At 49.2% G+C, this 16583-nt stretch carries 8 protein-coding genes; 4 read left to right on the forward strand and 4 right to left on the reverse strand.

Annotated features, from left to right (window positions below; translation table 11 throughout):
- Positions 1–10: 10 nt before the first annotated feature.
- Entirely contained in the window at positions 11–748 is a 738-nt protein-coding gene (locus HNQ38_RS09825; RefSeq protein WP_183719964.1) for a hypothetical protein, read from the reverse strand.
- A gap of 563 nt (positions 749–1311) precedes the next feature.
- Between HNQ38_RS09825 and HNQ38_RS09830 the strand changes: the two genes are divergently transcribed.
- The 3 genes from HNQ38_RS09830 to HNQ38_RS09840 all read left to right on the forward strand — a co-directional run bounded on the left by HNQ38_RS09830 (position 1312) and on the right by HNQ38_RS09840 (position 2704).
- A complete protein-coding gene (locus tag HNQ38_RS09830) occupies positions 1312–1593 on the forward strand; it encodes a hypothetical protein (RefSeq protein WP_183719967.1) in 282 nt (93 codons plus the stop codon).
- Positions 1594–1664: 71 nt separating this feature from the next.
- Entirely contained in the window at positions 1665–1961 is a 297-nt protein-coding gene (locus HNQ38_RS09835; RefSeq protein WP_183719970.1) for a putative periplasmic lipoprotein, read from the forward strand.
- Positions 1961–2704 carry an endonuclease gene (locus HNQ38_RS09840; RefSeq protein WP_183719973.1) on the forward strand — a complete coding sequence of 248 codons (744 nt, stop codon included), beginning with the start codon at positions 1961–1963 and terminating at the stop codon, positions 2702–2704. Before HNQ38_RS09835 ends, HNQ38_RS09840 begins: the two co-directional genes overlap by 1 nt.
- A 668-nt stretch (positions 2705–3372) precedes the next feature.
- Here HNQ38_RS09840 and HNQ38_RS09845 read toward each other — a convergent pair.
- The 3 genes from HNQ38_RS09845 to HNQ38_RS09855 all read right to left on the reverse strand — a co-directional run bounded on the left by HNQ38_RS09845 (position 3373) and on the right by HNQ38_RS09855 (position 7122).
- Entirely contained in the window at positions 3373–4305 is a 933-nt protein-coding gene (locus HNQ38_RS09845; protein ID WP_183719976.1) for a 5'-nucleotidase, read from the reverse strand.
- 1198 nt (positions 4306–5503) lie between these two features.
- Positions 5504–5710, reverse strand: coding sequence for a hypothetical protein (locus tag HNQ38_RS09850; RefSeq protein WP_183719979.1), 207 nt, complete (start codon positions 5708–5710; stop codon positions 5504–5506).
- Positions 5711–6696: 986 nt separating this feature from the next.
- Positions 6697–7122: a hypothetical protein gene (locus tag HNQ38_RS09855; RefSeq protein WP_183719982.1), complete on the reverse strand. Its 426-nt coding sequence runs from the start codon at positions 7120–7122 to the stop codon at positions 6697–6699.
- Positions 7123–8107: 985 nt separating this feature from the next.
- Here HNQ38_RS09855 and HNQ38_RS09860 point away from each other — a divergent pair.
- Positions 8108–16579 carry a VCBS domain-containing protein gene (locus HNQ38_RS09860; protein ID WP_183719985.1) on the forward strand — a complete coding sequence of 2824 codons (8472 nt, stop codon included), beginning with the start codon at positions 8108–8110 and terminating at the stop codon, positions 16577–16579.
- Positions 16580–16583 lie beyond the last annotated feature (4 nt).

Here is a 16583-nt window from a genome sequence, read left to right on the forward strand (position 1 = left end):
TCCGGTGGAATCAGTTTAAAAGCGCGTCCACCGCCCTCTTGTAATAAAGGATACGATCTTCAACTTTATATTCATCCCCCGTACTTTCCTTTTTAATGTCGCCCTCTGCACGAGCTTGGGGCGACATTTCGCGCTGCTGCGGCCACTCTGGGGATTCGTCAAAGAAAATTGGACTCACGCGAGGCTTGGTATACAGGGGCACATGTTTATATGTGTTGGGCACACTGTTCGCCCTATGCACCACAGAGTCATCGGTCAATTTTTTTCCGAAAAAGGCAAAAATTAAGATGACGGCCAAGAGGCTTAAGCCAACAAGGCTAACACTCACGGCCCTATCGGCCTCGGCCTTTACTTTGGCTTGGGCAGCCAGTTTCACTGGTGGCGGAGTTGTAATCGTTGGCGGGCTACTTACTGCAGCTGGCTCAGGACGTGGGGGTTTTGGTGGGGTTGTGCCCTGATCCACGCGGGCGGGTTTGGCAACGGGCGTTTCAAGCAAGGGAAGCTGAGCTTGGGACGGCGTCACTGGCGGCGCACCCTTAACGCTTTTCTCCCGGCCAAAGCGATCTTTTTTCTCTATTTCTTCAAGCCGCTGCTGCACCTTCAGGAGTAAGGCGGCGGCGCTTTTTGTCGTGCGAAAACCAAGCTCCGCGTGAACCGCAGTCAACACCTTTTTATTAAAGGCATACTCAGTGAAAACCTTTTCAAGGTTTTTCACGGAATCACGCATGTAGGGTCTGACCTGGTGCATCCTTCCCCCTCGGATGAGCTTTTCCTATCAGCTAACAAATACGGGGGCAAGGTGGGCTGAGATGTTGACCACCAGCAAAAACATTCTTGCGCCAAATCCCTCAGGTTGATAGGGGAATAGAAAAACATATGGGGGATATTATGAAAAAACTTCTCGTTCTCGCATTTCTTCTTCTCTTTCCCGTGGTTGCATCTGCTTACGGTAACGATGTTTATGTAAATGGATATACGCGCGATAACGGAACGTATGTTCAGCCGCACATGCGGACTGCCCCTGACAATACTACAAGCAATAATTATAGCACCTACGGTAACACCAACCCGTACACGGGGCAGCCTGGAACAAAGCATTACGATAATGACCGATCTGGGTTTAATTCTGACCATAATAATAACAGTCTTGGACGCTCTTACCCGAGCAGATCAAACAACTCTCCCTCACGCGGATGGTAAGTTCTTGGCCGCCTTCGGGTGGCCTTTTCTTTTTCTTCACATTCCAAGTGCTGCGCTATTATTTTTGACACGCCTTGCCCCGCGCGCTACGCACTGAGTATAGGAGGTTTTATGAAAACTCTTGCCAGTGCGCTTTTGTTTCTACTGCTTGCAGTTCCCACCTTCGCTGATGATAATTTTGCTCCCCAGGCTGTGCCCTCAGACCAGTGCGAAGCCGCACAAACTGACGATGCCCTGGATGGCATCCTTGAAGCTGGCCGAGGCTGCTGCTCTCATCATGGCGGCATGTCTGGTCAATGCTCGAATGGCCGGGTTGTCTGCCGTGATGGCACGATAAGTCCAACGTGTAAGTGTAGGGCATCTGATGTGGTTGTAAGTGGCAGTGAGGCGTAAATCTACGCTCAAGCCCCCTTGTGCCAACACAGCTAGATTGATAGAAAATCGTAAAACGCATTGGGGGCGGAATGAAAAATCTTGTTTTAATGTTTTGCTGCGCCTTGGCACTTGTCGGCTGCGGCACAAAAGTCGGTGCACCAGTTGAGATTCGACCCAACGTGTACACGGTCGATATCGAAAGAACGCAAGCGTTTTTGAGTGGGGCCCAAATGGACGCCAAGCGCGATGCAATCCAGATCGCAAAAGACTTCTGTGCCCAGAAAGGCAAGCAAGCCCATATTCAAAGCATGGAGACACAACCCACATCGGACGGGGCAACTGCCTCAGTTGTGTTTGAATGTGCTGATGGCCAGGACGGGGCATAATGCGTAAATTTCTTCTCTCTGTTTTTGCGGGGGCTATTCTGGCTCCCGCTTTGGTTTTGGCAGCAGGAAACACAACAAACGACAGCTTTGCCCGCGCAAAAAAAATGCTTGGCCAAGTCTATGAAGACCACCGCATCACGCTGTACTGCGGCGCTGAGTATGATGCACAGGGCAACATAACCCTTCCAGAGGGTTTTATTACTCCCAAGCACGAGAAGCGGGCCGCAAAAATAGAATGGGAACACGTTGTGCCGGCTGAGAACTTCGGGCGTGCTTTTGAAGAATGGCGCGAAGGTTCGCCGGAATGTGTGGATAACCGGGGCAAGGCATTCAAAGGGCGGAAGTGCGCCGAGAAGGTCAACGCTGAGTACCGCCACATGCAGGCCGACATGTACAACCTGTATCCGGCAATCGGCGCTGTGAACGCCATGCGCTCGAACTTCAATTACCAAATGCTGCCGAGTGAACCGCCCTCCTTTGGCTCGTGTGAGATGAAGATTGTCGGTAGCAAAGCTGAACCACCAGCACGCGCGCGTGGCCAGATCGCCCGCAGCTATTTCTATATGCAGGATGCCTACCCGCGCTACAAAATGAGTCGCCAGCAGGAGCAGCTTATGGGCGCGTGGGATAAAATGTATCCTGTCGATCAGTGGGAATGCACAAGGGCCAAGCGAATTGAGGCGATGCAGGGGAATGAGAACAAGTTTGTGAAAGAGCCGTGTGAAGCGGCAAAGATGTGGTGAGGGATAAGCTGCCCGCTATGGGAGGCCTTTCTGTTGCCATCTTTGACGCCGTGACATAGCGTTGACCAGCGAGAAAATCCGTCTGCTTTCGGACGCGAGTTCGGTTCCGTTTTTGGCGAGCCTCCCCACAAACGGGGTCAATTATGGGGCAAATCACCATAATTTTAAATTAATTATCGTATAAAAACGCCGCTTTAAATTAACACTTCGATTCCCCCCGCCTCCACCATCAGCTTATCCGGTATAAATCGGAAGAGTCCCGAAAGCCGCTAATAACAAGGCTTTCGGGATTTCTCATTTCCGGCGTTGCCTTGCCAAATGCGAGGAACTCCGCAAAATTTTGGCATTTTTTCCAGAAAAAAGTGCCATATAATGGAAGAAGGTACCATCGCCTATTGAAAGATCGGCAAAAACTGATCGACGCGACAAAGGATGACCTATTCGATGTGCTTTCCTGCGTGGCGATTTCTTCACCTATAGAACTGCATGAAACCAGAGATGAATAAGCAAAAAAACGCGACCTCACATTATATAGTGATCTGCAGAAAGGGCTTACCTGATTTCGTGCTGATCCAATACGTCAAGAAAGGCTTTGCAGAACTTGATGCTGCTATAGAAGCCGTGCGTAGGTTATTTGTAAAATGCAGCATTGGATTTATAGGACATAGTCATTTTTTGTTCGCTATCCCAAATGGAATATGAACAAGTGGAATATTTTTTGCCGCATCTATATCCAAGTGCCCCACTTGGTCATCAAAATATAGATGGGGTTTTAGTACATTCAGAATTCTTGATTTGTCTATGCCACCGAGTAAAAACATTTCATCGACTTCAACCCCCCACGCGTTCAGGGTATTAATTGCTCTTGTATGGGCAGGAGCGTTTCGCGCTGTAACGATCGCTGTTTTCAAAATTTTTTTGTATGTGGGGTCGATCTGTTTTTTTCTTGTTTCAGCCCTTTGAAAACGCGAAAGTTTTTTGAAAAAATCTCCTAGAGGCCCAGCACCCAATTCCTCTGTACCGTGCTCTGTTTCATACTGATGATATTCTTCTAATCCCCTCTCTTTATAAACGCGCTCAGCCTCATCGTCCGCAATTACCCCATCAAAGTCAAAGGCAACTCTTAGCTCAATAGAGCCTTCATCTTCATCTAAAATATCTGTTTCCAAAATCCTTCCTGCAGGCAACCCTTGGCGTATAGCACTAGTTACATCAGCTTCGTTTGTGGAAAGGAAAAGCGAAATATTAAAGGCGTCTATATACTCTATAGCTGAGCCACCCGACATGAATGCGGCTCTCGTTATATCCAGCTCATACTCTTTTATTGAATTAAAGGCTCTAATTCCAGTTTCTGGACTATTTCGAGACAGCAAAACAACTTCAACAGGCTGTTCTTTTACATTTATACTGTTTATATGCAAAAATCTCTTTACAAATGGGAAAGCAACTCCTTTCTTCAATACAGTAGATTCATGTTCTTTTTGATATTTGCGATAAGCATCTAACCCTTCATTGTGAAATATATTATCCTCTTCTTTCAAGTCAAACAAAGCATTTGAAGAGATCCCAACAACAAGCTTTTTCTCTATAGGATAAGCCATTTTACATATCCCCTATATTCCACAGTATAAAATTGATTATCCCTGGCAACCCCAATAGTCATACTATTATTAATATAAATAATATTATAACTCACTCTTTGCTAAAATGACCTCAACATCATATTATTTTTTAAATATAGCATAACAGAATGAACGTCGTCCAGAGTCCACAAATTGCGAAATAAAGACGATGAGGGTTGAAGTTTAAAATTTTACAAACTTGCTTTTCTGCTTGATTATTCCGCTTCATGATCAAACAGTTTCAAAAGTCTCGTAAGATTTCAAAAAACTTTGGGGGCTTCATTTTTTTACCATTTTCGGTCCCTCGTAGCTTCGGTAGGTTCTTTGACATCCCCTCACGTCTCAGCGCAACCAAGCGAGGCATGCCAAACCGTCTATAACTATTAAATATCTCTTGAATATATTCTGCTTGCTTTTAACGGGCTTTTTCTGCATAAATAAATCAAGCTCTAGAGCATCCTCATATCTGTAAAAGGAGGATTCAGTCATGTGCAAGAACGTCTCCCAAGATGAGGACAGTCCACCCTGCTATCTTTGTTAGCCTCGCAATATGCTTGGCGAACAGCGCCGATGAGAACCATCCAATGCCTAGCTAAATCTAGCTATGGTTATATTCCATAATTGATGGAAAACATTAATGGGCAGGGCCGAGGGAACTCGGCCCTGTTTTGTTACAGCCACTGATGGGACGACGGCACAAATAATGATGGAAAACCTAGTCTGTTTCCTCACCGTTGCGTCATGCCACAGCCCACGCACACCTTGCGCACAGCCTCCTTTAGATCGCTCCGTTAGGCACATTCATCAGTTCTACGCCTCGGCCTCACACCCACTCCTCCACCAAACCAGCAAGGCCCACGGCATCCATAACGGAGCGTGAGCCTTTTGTTTTGGCCAAGTGGCCTTATATCTTTTGATTTTTACTGCGCCGAAGCTAATGCCGCCTCTGCCCTTTCGATTTGACTCTTTGGGACTTTTGACCTGTGCCTCCAACTAAGCTTTGAATACTTAAAAGGTCAGCCAAGCCAGATTGAATCACCCCCTGCATCAAGCTTAAAGCTCGCAGCAGAGCTAGGGCAACCATTGTATTGTTGGAGCAGTGAACAAAGTGTCCAGTTCAGCCTGCGCGGGTTTTATCTGCGTTGTGGCTGGGTGAAGATCCCCCCTATCAAGGCCATTATGCCAGTTGCAGATCAACCAGATCCAGCTTCACCTTTCTCTTTTGCGAATCGCAGGTGCGCGAGACGGAAACGATATCGCAGTGAACACAATTATTGGTTACGCACCGGGGTATGATGCCAATACTGCCGCGTTCCTTCTCAGTGACAAAAACACACTCGCCAAATTCGATGGCCGCAGACAAAGCACTCTTTAATCTTTCCATAACAGACCTCCCACAGGTTTGCTGTTTAGCGTGCGGGATGAGCCGTTTGGAGCTTAAAACTGTGCTCCGCTACAATACCCATCATCACTTCACGACCCGGCCCGCGTCTTTTCTGCTATTTCCTGACCCATTTCCATAGAATGAACATAAGTGCATTCTCATGTTCGCATCAATATACCTAGCAATTTGGTTACTTTTACTACCCTAAATTGCGAACATTATAATGTGTCACTATAATCTAAAAATATTAAGATAATGTGGGATGTTACTTTAATGCATAGTCAGAATGTAAAATACTGGCTATGACCAGCATAACTTGGCAGTGCGAGATGATGAAAGAACGAATGAAGTATAACCAACTGATCAAGTTGAAATAAATCGCGTTGCGCCCATGCAATGGCCGATTTGTTGACAGATGCTAAAAATATTTTATGAAATACTGGTAAAGCTGGCCGGATATAGGCAGAGAAACAAGTCAATATTTCAACAAGAGGAAAAATCATCAGCTAACTGCCGTGGCATGGAGCCTGCCCTGCCCGTTTGCCTCTTGCTAGAAGGGTGTTCCCTCCGTCGCTCAGCGCAATGACAGATCACGTTGCGCCTGCCTTATCAATGAAAGCTGCTCCCCACCCTGCTGCTATTTAGTTGCTGTGAAGCGCTATGAACCCCAATGACCGCAACAGCAACAATCCTGGCAGATCCAAGCTAGCGTCCCTCCATTCTCACCGCATCCCCTGCCCGCATCTCTCCATCAAGGGGCAGCCTTAATAAAGCTCCTTACCACCGCCGCACCTCTGCCCCCACCATACGTAAACAGCGCCCCCCATATAGCAAGGCATGCACTGAACAGGTTCAAGAGATCAAATCGGCACGGCTCGTAAAGCGAGTATTTTCACTTTGCGCGCTCCGGCAGCCTTTGCCTAAAGCCACAATAAAAACGGCCTCTGGAGGCAACCCCCAAAGGCCGTCAATCTATTCTACGGCTGCTAGTGTTCTGCTGTTACAGGTCTGAAGTCGGCCACCAAGGAGCAAAGGCGGCTCAACATATCAAGTGGGGCCATAAGCGTGTTCCCCATCTGCTGCACAGAAAAACCGTCAATTTTTTCATCGGTTTCAAAGTGCTGCATAAGCAGCGCCAAGGTATAAAGCTGGTCATAGGTCTTATCAAACATTTCCTGCCAATTTTCAGCCTTAAGCATTTCGAGCATCTGCTTTTCTTTGGCGAGCATATAGCCGGGAATGCGGAAAGAGCGAATTTCAGGCGGCGCTTTTTCCAAAGCAGGTGGCGGCTCGTCTGAGTCCATAATGACAGGGCAAGAAAGAGCCAAAAGAGCCTGTGCGGCTTCTTGCAGCTTTTCAGCCAACTCTGTGAAGTCAGGAAGACCTTGATTGGGGGATGAGATAGTAGACATGCGGCACTCCACTGGTTTTTACTATTGGAGCCAGCCACAAAAGCAAGCTCCGGGTGCTAGTAACCGCCAGCGGACGGCGAGCTATTTTCCCTTGCGGGTATTATATTTCGCCCACACCCGGAGATACAATGCGAGAATAGCGCCCTGAAAAAGGACGCAATAAAGCCCACAAACTCTCGGGGTGGGAGGCCGCCACTGGAAAACAAGGCGTTACTAGCGCCTAGCTACAGAAACCATATTTGCCCGTTACCGTCAACGCAACTGGCCCCCATTTTGTTGGCACTCTTTTTCATTTACCAACTATAAAAAATGAAAAATACACCATAACTATGTTAATATTAAAAGAAAATACTATTCACTCTTCCTTCCTCAACAGCATTTACTAATAATGCCTTGACCAAAAAGCCCGTCGGCAGGAAAAATATTTTTAGGATAATTTTTTGTCCATCTATCAAACATTTCTGGAAACATATCTACATGCATTATCATGATAAATACCACATTAAAGCTTTAAAAAATCGTATATGTTTAAATACATTTCTACAAAAAATAGTGTGTGGTCCTTATAAAAATGCATATTTCAATGTTATCGGAAATATATTTTTAATTAGCAAATATAATATTTATAAAGCTATTACGCCTATAGTTTTTTATCATTAACCTGCTTTAGATTAATAAAGTTTTACTCTTGACCAAACTTTTAAACAGCGTATGGTATAACCAACAATTGATAATTCATATCATTTAGTGCTCCCGTTTTTCTCACAGCGCTTGTCAGTTTTGCCCAGGCAAATCTAACGGGCACGAGGCCATGCCACAACTCAGATCGGCATCCGGCCTTGAGCAGGTGCAGCCTGCTCCCTACTATCCCCCACTCTGGCCCTTATTGGGTAACCATCTATCGCGCTATATAAGCGCGCATGCCTAAACTTTTGCCGCTGGAGCTTCTTTTCTAGTTCGCGGTAAAGGTTTTGCGGAGGCATTCATGCGTACTGTAAACATCTCTCGCCCGGCAGCTTCTCAACAATCAATTGTTCCTGCTGAAGCCGATGCACGGATTGCTTTAAATTTTCCTGCTGGCGAAGCAACCCTTGAGCGTTCCGACAGCGACCTTCTGTTTCGCTTTGATGATGGCTCCAGCGTTCGCATTGAAAACTTCTACACAGAGTACAACAAGGACACTGCCCCTGACTTTGAAGTTGACGGCCAGCTTGTTAGCAGTGCGGACTTTTTTGCCGCTATGGGGCCGGACCTCATGCCTGCTGCCGGGCCAGCCGCCGCCGCTGCACGCGACAGCCGCTACAGTGAGTATGCCAACAGTGACCTGCAAGACGGTCTGGACCACCTTGGCGCGCTTGATTATGGCTTTGCGCTGGGCTCTGTGACGTCTGAAGATCTTATGGGGTCGGCCTTCAACCTGTCGCCAGTATTGAGCACCAATTCCGAGATGATCACGCTTTCACTCAAGGAATCCGGCTGGGTTAAAAACCCCGCTGGCAATTTTGTTCCTGAGGCTGGCGTTGCCGTCATGAGCGGCAGCTTTTCTGCCTACGATCCTGATGGCGACTCACTCAGCGCCTCCGTAGTCATTAATGGAACATCCTATGCCATTAACGCCACTGGCACGACCACCGTCACCACCGAATACGGCACATTTACCATTACGCCCTCCAACGCGGGCTCAAATGTGACCTACAATTTTACCTATACCCTGAATAACGAGGACTACGGTGCCGCCGACTCCCTGAAACAGGGTGAAATCCATACTGACAGCATTCTTGTCACTGTCACTGACGGCATCAACCCTGTCAAAACGCAGCCCATCAACGTCGTCATTGAAGGTACCAACGACGCACCTGACATCATCAGGGTCGATGACGTCGTGCTGAAAGAGGATGGCGTTTTTGCTGGCGATTATGGCGTAAAAGATACCACCAAAACTCTTGATGCCAATGAAAACACTGCCACTCAGGCTGGCGGCACCGGGGCGAACCAGCACAGGACTTCCATTGAAGGCCAGATCATCGCGCGTGACCCTGACCACGACAGCGTGCTGACATATGGCATTGCCGACAACTCAGGCAATGCCATTTCCCTTGGCAGCGTTGTTGGTTTTGTTGATGGAACAGATCCTGTGACCATCATCGGTATTGATATTGACCCGGCAAACCCCAACATTACGATTTATCATACCGAGTACGGTGATCTCAGCCTTGATACGTCAACAGGCCAATACCAGTTCACCCTTACCGGAACCGAGGCCGGAGGAAAAACGAACGCCCTTGCTGAAGGCCAGGAAGTGCATTTGCAGTTCAGACCTTCGGTGCAGGACGAGTACGGCTTGCATGACTATGATATTGACCACCTGCGCGATGGCAGCATCCCTGTGGGCGGGGACAATATCATTGACGTAAATATCATCGGCACCAATGACCGCCCCATTTTTACTGACGATGCCGCCCATTGGAACAATGCCCAATTGTTGCCTGATGAGCATGGCGTTAGCCATGAAAGTATCAAGGAATCCGGCAAAGCCAACGATACCAGCGGCGCCAACGATAACGTCAAGGTCACTGGCACAATAACCGCTACTGACTACGATAATGGCGCTGAACTGCGCTATGGCTTTAAGGTCTCTACGCCTTCTGGTCAGGAAATGGTCAACAAGCTTTATGTCGTGCCTGACGGTGCTGGCAGTTATGTTCTGCTTACCGAGGCCGACTTTCTTGCGCTGAACACCTCGGATTACTATGGAACGCTGAATATCACTGACAACAGTGCCTCTAACAGCGCTTCCTATACCTTCACACTCAAGAACAGCTCTGATTGCGTTCAAGGTATGGGTGAAGGCGATACGATGCTCGTGGAGCTTGAGGTCGTTGTTAAGGACGAGTTCGGCGCGTGGAACGATATTCCTCTGGAACTGCAGATTGTCGGCGCTAACGACGCTCCTTTCTTTACAGAGGGCAGCAAGGGCACTGTCAAAGAAAGTGGCGTCTACGCTCCTGACAACAGCGCCCTCTTCCCCAATTCGCTTGAAAACACTCCCACAACGGATGTAGGCAACGGCGACCTGGCTTCGGACGCTTCCCGCAATGAGCAGCACAAGCTGAGCTTCACTGGTCAGGTTAAGGCTGACGACGTAGACTTTGACGACAAGGGCAACCTGACCTTCGGCATGGCCAGTTCACAAGGTACCCCTCTTGACGCTGCCGCTGACGGTTCAACAACTGTTTACTATCTTGCCGATGGCACCGTTACCGATCAGGCCCCTGGTAACGACAACTACTTTGGCACTCTGACGATGAATGCCGACGGCACCTATACCTTTACCCTCAATAATGCCACTGGCGGCCCCGCTGACAAGCTCAGCGAAGGCGAGCAAAAAATCATTACCTTTTCACCTACGGTTAGCGACGGGCAGGCCACGACAGTGGGCAATGGTCAAATTGTCGTTACCATCATTGGTTCCAATGACATTCCCGAGCTGTCCATTAAGCATGATAATAGCAGCCTGACGGGTGATGTGGGCGGCATCTTCAATGACGACAAGACCGTTCAGGTGGCCACGGGCAAACTGACTGTCAGCGACATCGACACACTGGACATGAAGAACGGCCACGACATCAAGGCCGAAAGCAATAACACTGGCGACCAGGGCATGGACCTTGCCAACAACACCTCTGACAACACCATTAAGGTTGGCGGGTTATATGGCGATCTGTACATTGTTCGCACGTCTTCAGGCAGCGACCACACAAACGATACCTACACATACCGTTATGTGATTGATCCAATTCGCGCCGCCGCTGTGGGCAAAAATGAAATCGGTAAAGACGACTTCACTATCACTATACGCGACCAGTTTGGTGCGTATGATGAAAAGCAGCTTATTTTTGAGGTGGTTGGCAGTGATGATCCGACCAGCATAGGCCTCTCCGGGGGCCGTGGCCTCGTTGTGGAAAGTGGCGTCATGCCTGCTGAATCCGTCAGAATTACTGACACCAACGATAAAGTCTATAAGTCCCAGTACCAGAACGAAGAAAGTGGGCAACCCGAATCCAAGGGCGAGCTCTACGCGCACGACGTTGACAAGAGCGACCAGGAAGCCCTTAACAATCCCGGCGTTGATGCCAAGATGCACTACGTTATTGTAGACAGTGACGGCACCCTTCATGATGTCAACAAGCTTATGAGTGGTGAAAGCTCCATTGAAATTCAGCTCAAGTACGGAAAGCTCATCATAGAGCGCACCAAGGCTGACGGCGCGACCGATAACAGCGCCCCCTTCAAGTACACGTATGAGCTTGATAACGACAATCACGAAGTTCAAGAGCTGAACTTTAACGACAAACTGTCTGACAACTTTGAAGTACGGGTTTACGAAACCGACAACAATAATGAAATCACAGGCTCGCCTGTAAGCGAAACTCCCACTGGCGTCATTGTGCAAGGCACCAATGACAGGCCAATTATTGACCTTGGCTCTCTTGATAAATCTATGGAAGAGCACTACGGCAAGAATACCGGCAGTGAGTTTGAAGGTGGCGGCAAAATCCTTACGGGGCAGATCGCCATTACAGACTATGAAGATGCCGGCACGTATGATCCGGCAACCAATTCATGGCAGTCTCAGTTTGTTGCTGCTGGAGATGGTTTTACATTCTCGCTGGTAAACCTTCTGCCCGGCAAGTCGGTTACCAACGATGATCTGCGCGGCGATAATCTGGCCGATGAAGCCAACTTTGACCTTAAAAGCGATACTTTTATCATTCAGGGCAAGTTTGGCATTCTTGAGATCAATCAGCAGACGGGCGAATTTACCTATACCCGCACGGATGATCTTACCTGGCTCAATAACGGTGAGTCCGCAGAAGACACATTTTACCTTCGCGTAAAAGACCCCAACGGCGCATACTCTGAGGTAAAGCCCATCGTCATCACCATCAATGGCAATGACGATCCGGGCCGTCTTGTGGGCAATACTGCAGGTATGAAAGAAAACGGCGTGGACGGTTCGGACCTGCCCAGCGAAACCTACTACTACCTGCACTATGACGGCACAAGCAGCCACGGGCATGCACAGCACCTCGGAGCAAACCACCCGAACAGCGGCAACCCTGCGTCTTTTGTGGTCAACGGCCAGCTTGGCGTGGATGACCCGGACCTCTCTGACAGACCAAGCTCCGGTTCAGGAGTGTCTGATACCTATACGTATAGCGACCCGACTGTGTCTGTTCCCGCCGGGGCTGCCAATGACGGTGCCGATATGGGCAAGGTTAGCGGCCCCACCGCTGGCAGTGACGGATCTTCTGTATACACCATCAATGGCTACGGAACTCTCACCCTCTGGCCTGATGGCAAGTATACCTTTGAGCCGCTGATGAATGGCAGCGAGCTTGCCGACCCCATCAACAACCTTGCAGTTGGGGAATCCGTTGTCATAACCGTTCCAGTAAACGTCACCGGCTCTGGGCAAAACCACGCAGGCGAAACAACGAACGGCAACCTGGTGATAACCATTAATGGCACCAATGACGCACCGGTAGTGACATCAGAAACTCATGGCGATGTCACTGTGGCTTACACGGATCAGTTTACAGGCCAGGAGGTTACATCCAAGCTCACGCTTGATGAAAGAAACGGTGAGGCCGTAGTTGTTGACAGCGATGAAATGGCGCACTGGGATGCTACCAAGGGTGGAAACATTACGGTAAATGGTTCACTCAACTCTGAGAAAATCATTACAGATGCCGACCACGGTGATCAGGCCAGGCTTACCTTCTTCACTGTTGAAGGCACCGCCTCTACCGGAGAAGCCCAGGGCAGTCTGGTGCAACAGATCGAGGGCAAGTACGGCACGCTTATTATTCAGCGTGATGGCTCGTATCAGTACATTCTTGACAAGAATGGAGCTGACTACAAGGCTCTTGTTGCCGCAAACTCCAAGGCGATTGAAGAAGAAATCTTCAACATCTATGTCCGTGATCCGCACAATGCCACGTCTGATGAGCCCATCAAGCTTGTTATCAAAGTTGCTGGCCCTGACGCAGATCACGGGGGTGGCGATCCTGGCAACCCTGATCCCAATCCCGACCCCGGTTCCGGCGGCAACCAGCCGGGAAATGGCCTCAAGGACCAGCATGAATCCGTCAAGGAAGATGAAGATTACACGGCCACAGGTAAGGTGGGCGGCGATAATTTCTATGATTCCGGGCTTAAATTGACGGGTTATGGTTCCGATGCCGGAGACTCAAGCCTTCACGCTTCGGAGAATGTGATTGTAACCAAGTATGGTACCATCACCCTGAAGCCTGACGGTAGTTATACCTACACCCTGAACAACGACCATCCTGACGTGCAAAAGCTGCGTGAAGGTGAAGAAATCAAGCAGGAATTCACTGTTACCGGCAGCGATGGCACATCAAAAGTCATTGAAATTACCGTGCAGGGCACTAACGATCTGCCCTTTGTGGTAAGCTCCTCCGATGGCAGCCTGAATCAGCAGATCGGGGGCACATGGGGCTCTACCAGCACGTCTGGCAACTTTGAAGCCAAAGACCTTGACGCTGTGGAAGGTGAAACTCTGGTGCTTACAGGCCCCAATGTCACGTCAACTGGCACCGATACCTACACGGTTCAGGGGCAGTATGGCGTGTACACTATCACCAAGACTGTCGTTAACGGAAATTCGCATTTTGAATACACGTACGATCTTGATCCCGCCTACCAAAATACCAACTTTGGCGGGAAGGTAAACGACCCTGTGACCGTTAACATCAGCGACGGCAAAGCCAGCACCGGGCATACGATCAATGTTGAAATAACTGCCGCAAACGACAACCCCATAATCAGCACAGCTGACGACCTTGTGGTTACTGAAGATAATAAAATAATCAGTGACGCAAACAAGGTTGAGGCATCTGACCCGGATATTTCGTTTAGCGGTGGCGCTGCGGATAATCTCTCATACAGCGTAGCCAATGCTGATGGCAGCGGCGAAGGCAGTATGGTGGTTGGCAAGTACGGCGTTCTGGTTATGGGCGCTGACGGCAGTTACTATTTCAAACTGAACAACTCCCACCCTGATGTTCAGGCCTTGAACGGCGCGGACCCCAGCAACCCATCTTCGCAGCCTGAATCCATTGAAGAAAAATTCAGGGTGATCGTGCGGGATGACAAGGGCGGCTCAACCTATAAGGAAATCACCGTCGTTATTCAGGGTACTGACGATGTGCCGACGCTCTACCTCTACGGCGTAGACGGTTCGCTTGAAGCAACTGGCCCCGCAGGCTCTGGCGCTCTGCTCGTCGTCAAGGAAAAGCAGGGCGGCACTGAAGTTGACTATACCGTGCATGGCAAGGCGCAAGGCTATGATACAGACCAGGCTGATTACGATTCCTTGACCTACAGCATCAAGGAAAACAGCAGCAACGTTTCTGATTCTGATGTCTATGCCATAAAGACCGCCACGGGTTGGGAGGTCACCTCAAGTTCTACTCCTGGCGCCATACATATGGGCACCCTGAGCATCGACGGCACCACAGGGCTGTACACCTTCAAGGGTGACCCTCAGGGCGTTGCACGGCTTGGTGTTGGTGAGGAACTCAACATCCCCGGCACTATTGTGGTTCAAGATACGCATGGCAATGAAGCCACGGCAGACCTGAATATCAACATTATGGGCACCAATACCGCGCCCATCATTGTGTCTACCGGCGATAAAACGCCTGATTATACTGCCATTCCTCTGGACAAGGATGAATTTGACATCGCTCAGAGCAGTGATGGCAAATATACGCCTCTTACTGGTGAAATTGTAACTGCAGACGCTGACGGTGATGACACATTGGTGTACATCAGAACAACGGACCCCATTCTTGGCGAACGCAATGTAACAGAACTGTATGGTAAATATGGCAAGCTCACGCTCACCGTTGGAGCCGATGGCAAAACTTACTATGAATACACGGTAACCAACCCCAACGGCATCAAGGCGTTGGGCGAGGGAGAGTTTGACAAGGACATCTTTAACCTTGTTGTACGTGACCCTTATGGAGCTGAAGGAACTGGAAGCCTTGTGATCGACATTATTGGTGCTAACGATGCCCCAGAAATTTCGATAAATGGGGGGACCAACACCATAACCGTCAACGATCCGGACAAGAACGATTCGCATACCCTCACAATTGTTGTTGATGGAACCGAGTATGCTCTTACTGCGGATACGGTCGATCCTACGCTGTTTACCTGCGATCTGCCTGACGGCACACTTACCCTTCGTTATGAGGCAATGGCCAACGGCGAAAAGCAGTGGAAATACAGTTTTGAGCCTGACGCTTCCCAGGCAGGCGGTCTTCCTTCCAACCAGTACAACGAGTTTGACTTCTCGGTTAAGGTGGAAGATCAGCATGGCGCAAGCGATACGTCCGGTGATGTGACAATCCGGTACTATGGTACAAACCATGCTCCCGTTGGTCAGCAGATAGCGCTGCCTGTAATTCTCAGCGGCGTAATCCCCGCCGGGGACAATTTCTCCTTTGACAGTAACCCGCTGTCTTTGCTGGATCAGGATGGCGACACCCTCAGCTACACCTTCACAGACAGCACTGGCGCTGATGTTGGTGTTTCAGGCTCAGGGACTACGATAACGGGTGAATTTGGCACTCTTGAAATCGTCACCAATGCCAATGGCGACGGTTATGTATACAATTACACGATGTCCAGCGATATGGACGCCATGAAAAAACTGGCCCAAATGCACGCCAACGGCGAAGAGCTGAAAGATGAATTTCTTTACAGGGTTAATGATGGAATTTGGCAAGACAGCGCTTCTGGCAAGGTTGAAATCCATCTGGACGTCAACAATCAGCCAAGCGGATCATTTGGCGATGCCAGCGAAACAAGCTCTCAAGTAATCTTTGGTAGTGCAGGTGGAAATGATACCCTGCAAGGTGGATCCGGCAACGACATACTTTCCGGCGGAGAAGGCAACGACACGCTTCTCGGAGGCCTTGGCGACGACTGCCTGTTTGGCGGGGCTGGTGACGACTACCTGGATGGCGGTGCCGGAGCCAACGAACTCTATGGCGGCTCGGGCAATGACGTACTGGTGTTCAGCGCCAGCAATACCGTCATGGACGGAGGTACTGGCATTGATATGATGATCGGTGCCGACAAAAACTCGCTTGAAAGCCTGTTCTCTAATCCCGCAAGCAACACCATCAAGAATATTGAGATATTCGTGACAGATGGCGGCAACAATCTGACCAGTCTTGCCAGTTTGGAAAGCTATGGCGTGCAGCTGAATGGAGCGGAAAAAATAGAACTGTCCTCGGACTGGACTGTGAATAATGCTCAGACCCCAAGTAGCATGGCCAGCGACTATGTGGCCTTTACGAGTGACAGTATGACCATATTGATCTCAAAAAATGCTCTTGCTGAGGGCATCATCTAGTCAT

Origin of the sequence: Desulfovibrio intestinalis (assembly GCF_014202345.1) — a bacterium.
GTDB lineage: Bacteria > Desulfobacterota > Desulfovibrionia > Desulfovibrionales > Desulfovibrionaceae > Desulfovibrio > Desulfovibrio intestinalis.

What these genes read in the sequence shown, in the direction of transcription:
- HNQ38_RS09825 (WP_183719964.1), bottom strand. Translation starts at nt 748, where the DNA reads ATGCACCAGGTCAGACCCTACATGCGTGATTCCGTGAAAAACCTTGAA.
- HNQ38_RS09830 (WP_183719967.1), top strand. Translation starts at nt 1,312, where the DNA reads ATGAAAACTCTTGCCAGTGCGCTTTTGTTTCTACTGCTTGCAGTTCCC.
- HNQ38_RS09835 (WP_183719970.1), top strand. Translation starts at nt 1,665, where the DNA reads ATGAAAAATCTTGTTTTAATGTTTTGCTGCGCCTTGGCACTTGTCGGC.
- HNQ38_RS09840 (WP_183719973.1), top strand. Translation starts at nt 1,961, where the DNA reads ATGCGTAAATTTCTTCTCTCTGTTTTTGCGGGGGCTATTCTGGCTCCC.
- HNQ38_RS09845 (WP_183719976.1), bottom strand. Translation starts at nt 4,305, where the DNA reads ATGGCTTATCCTATAGAGAAAAAGCTTGTTGTTGGGATCTCTTCAAAT.
- HNQ38_RS09850 (WP_183719979.1), bottom strand. Translation starts at nt 5,710, where the DNA reads ATGGAAAGATTAAAGAGTGCTTTGTCTGCGGCCATCGAATTTGGCGAG.
- HNQ38_RS09855 (WP_183719982.1), bottom strand. Translation starts at nt 7,122, where the DNA reads ATGTCTACTATCTCATCCCCCAATCAAGGTCTTCCTGACTTCACAGAG.
- HNQ38_RS09860 (WP_183719985.1), top strand. Translation starts at nt 8,108, where the DNA reads ATGCGTACTGTAAACATCTCTCGCCCGGCAGCTTCTCAACAATCAATT.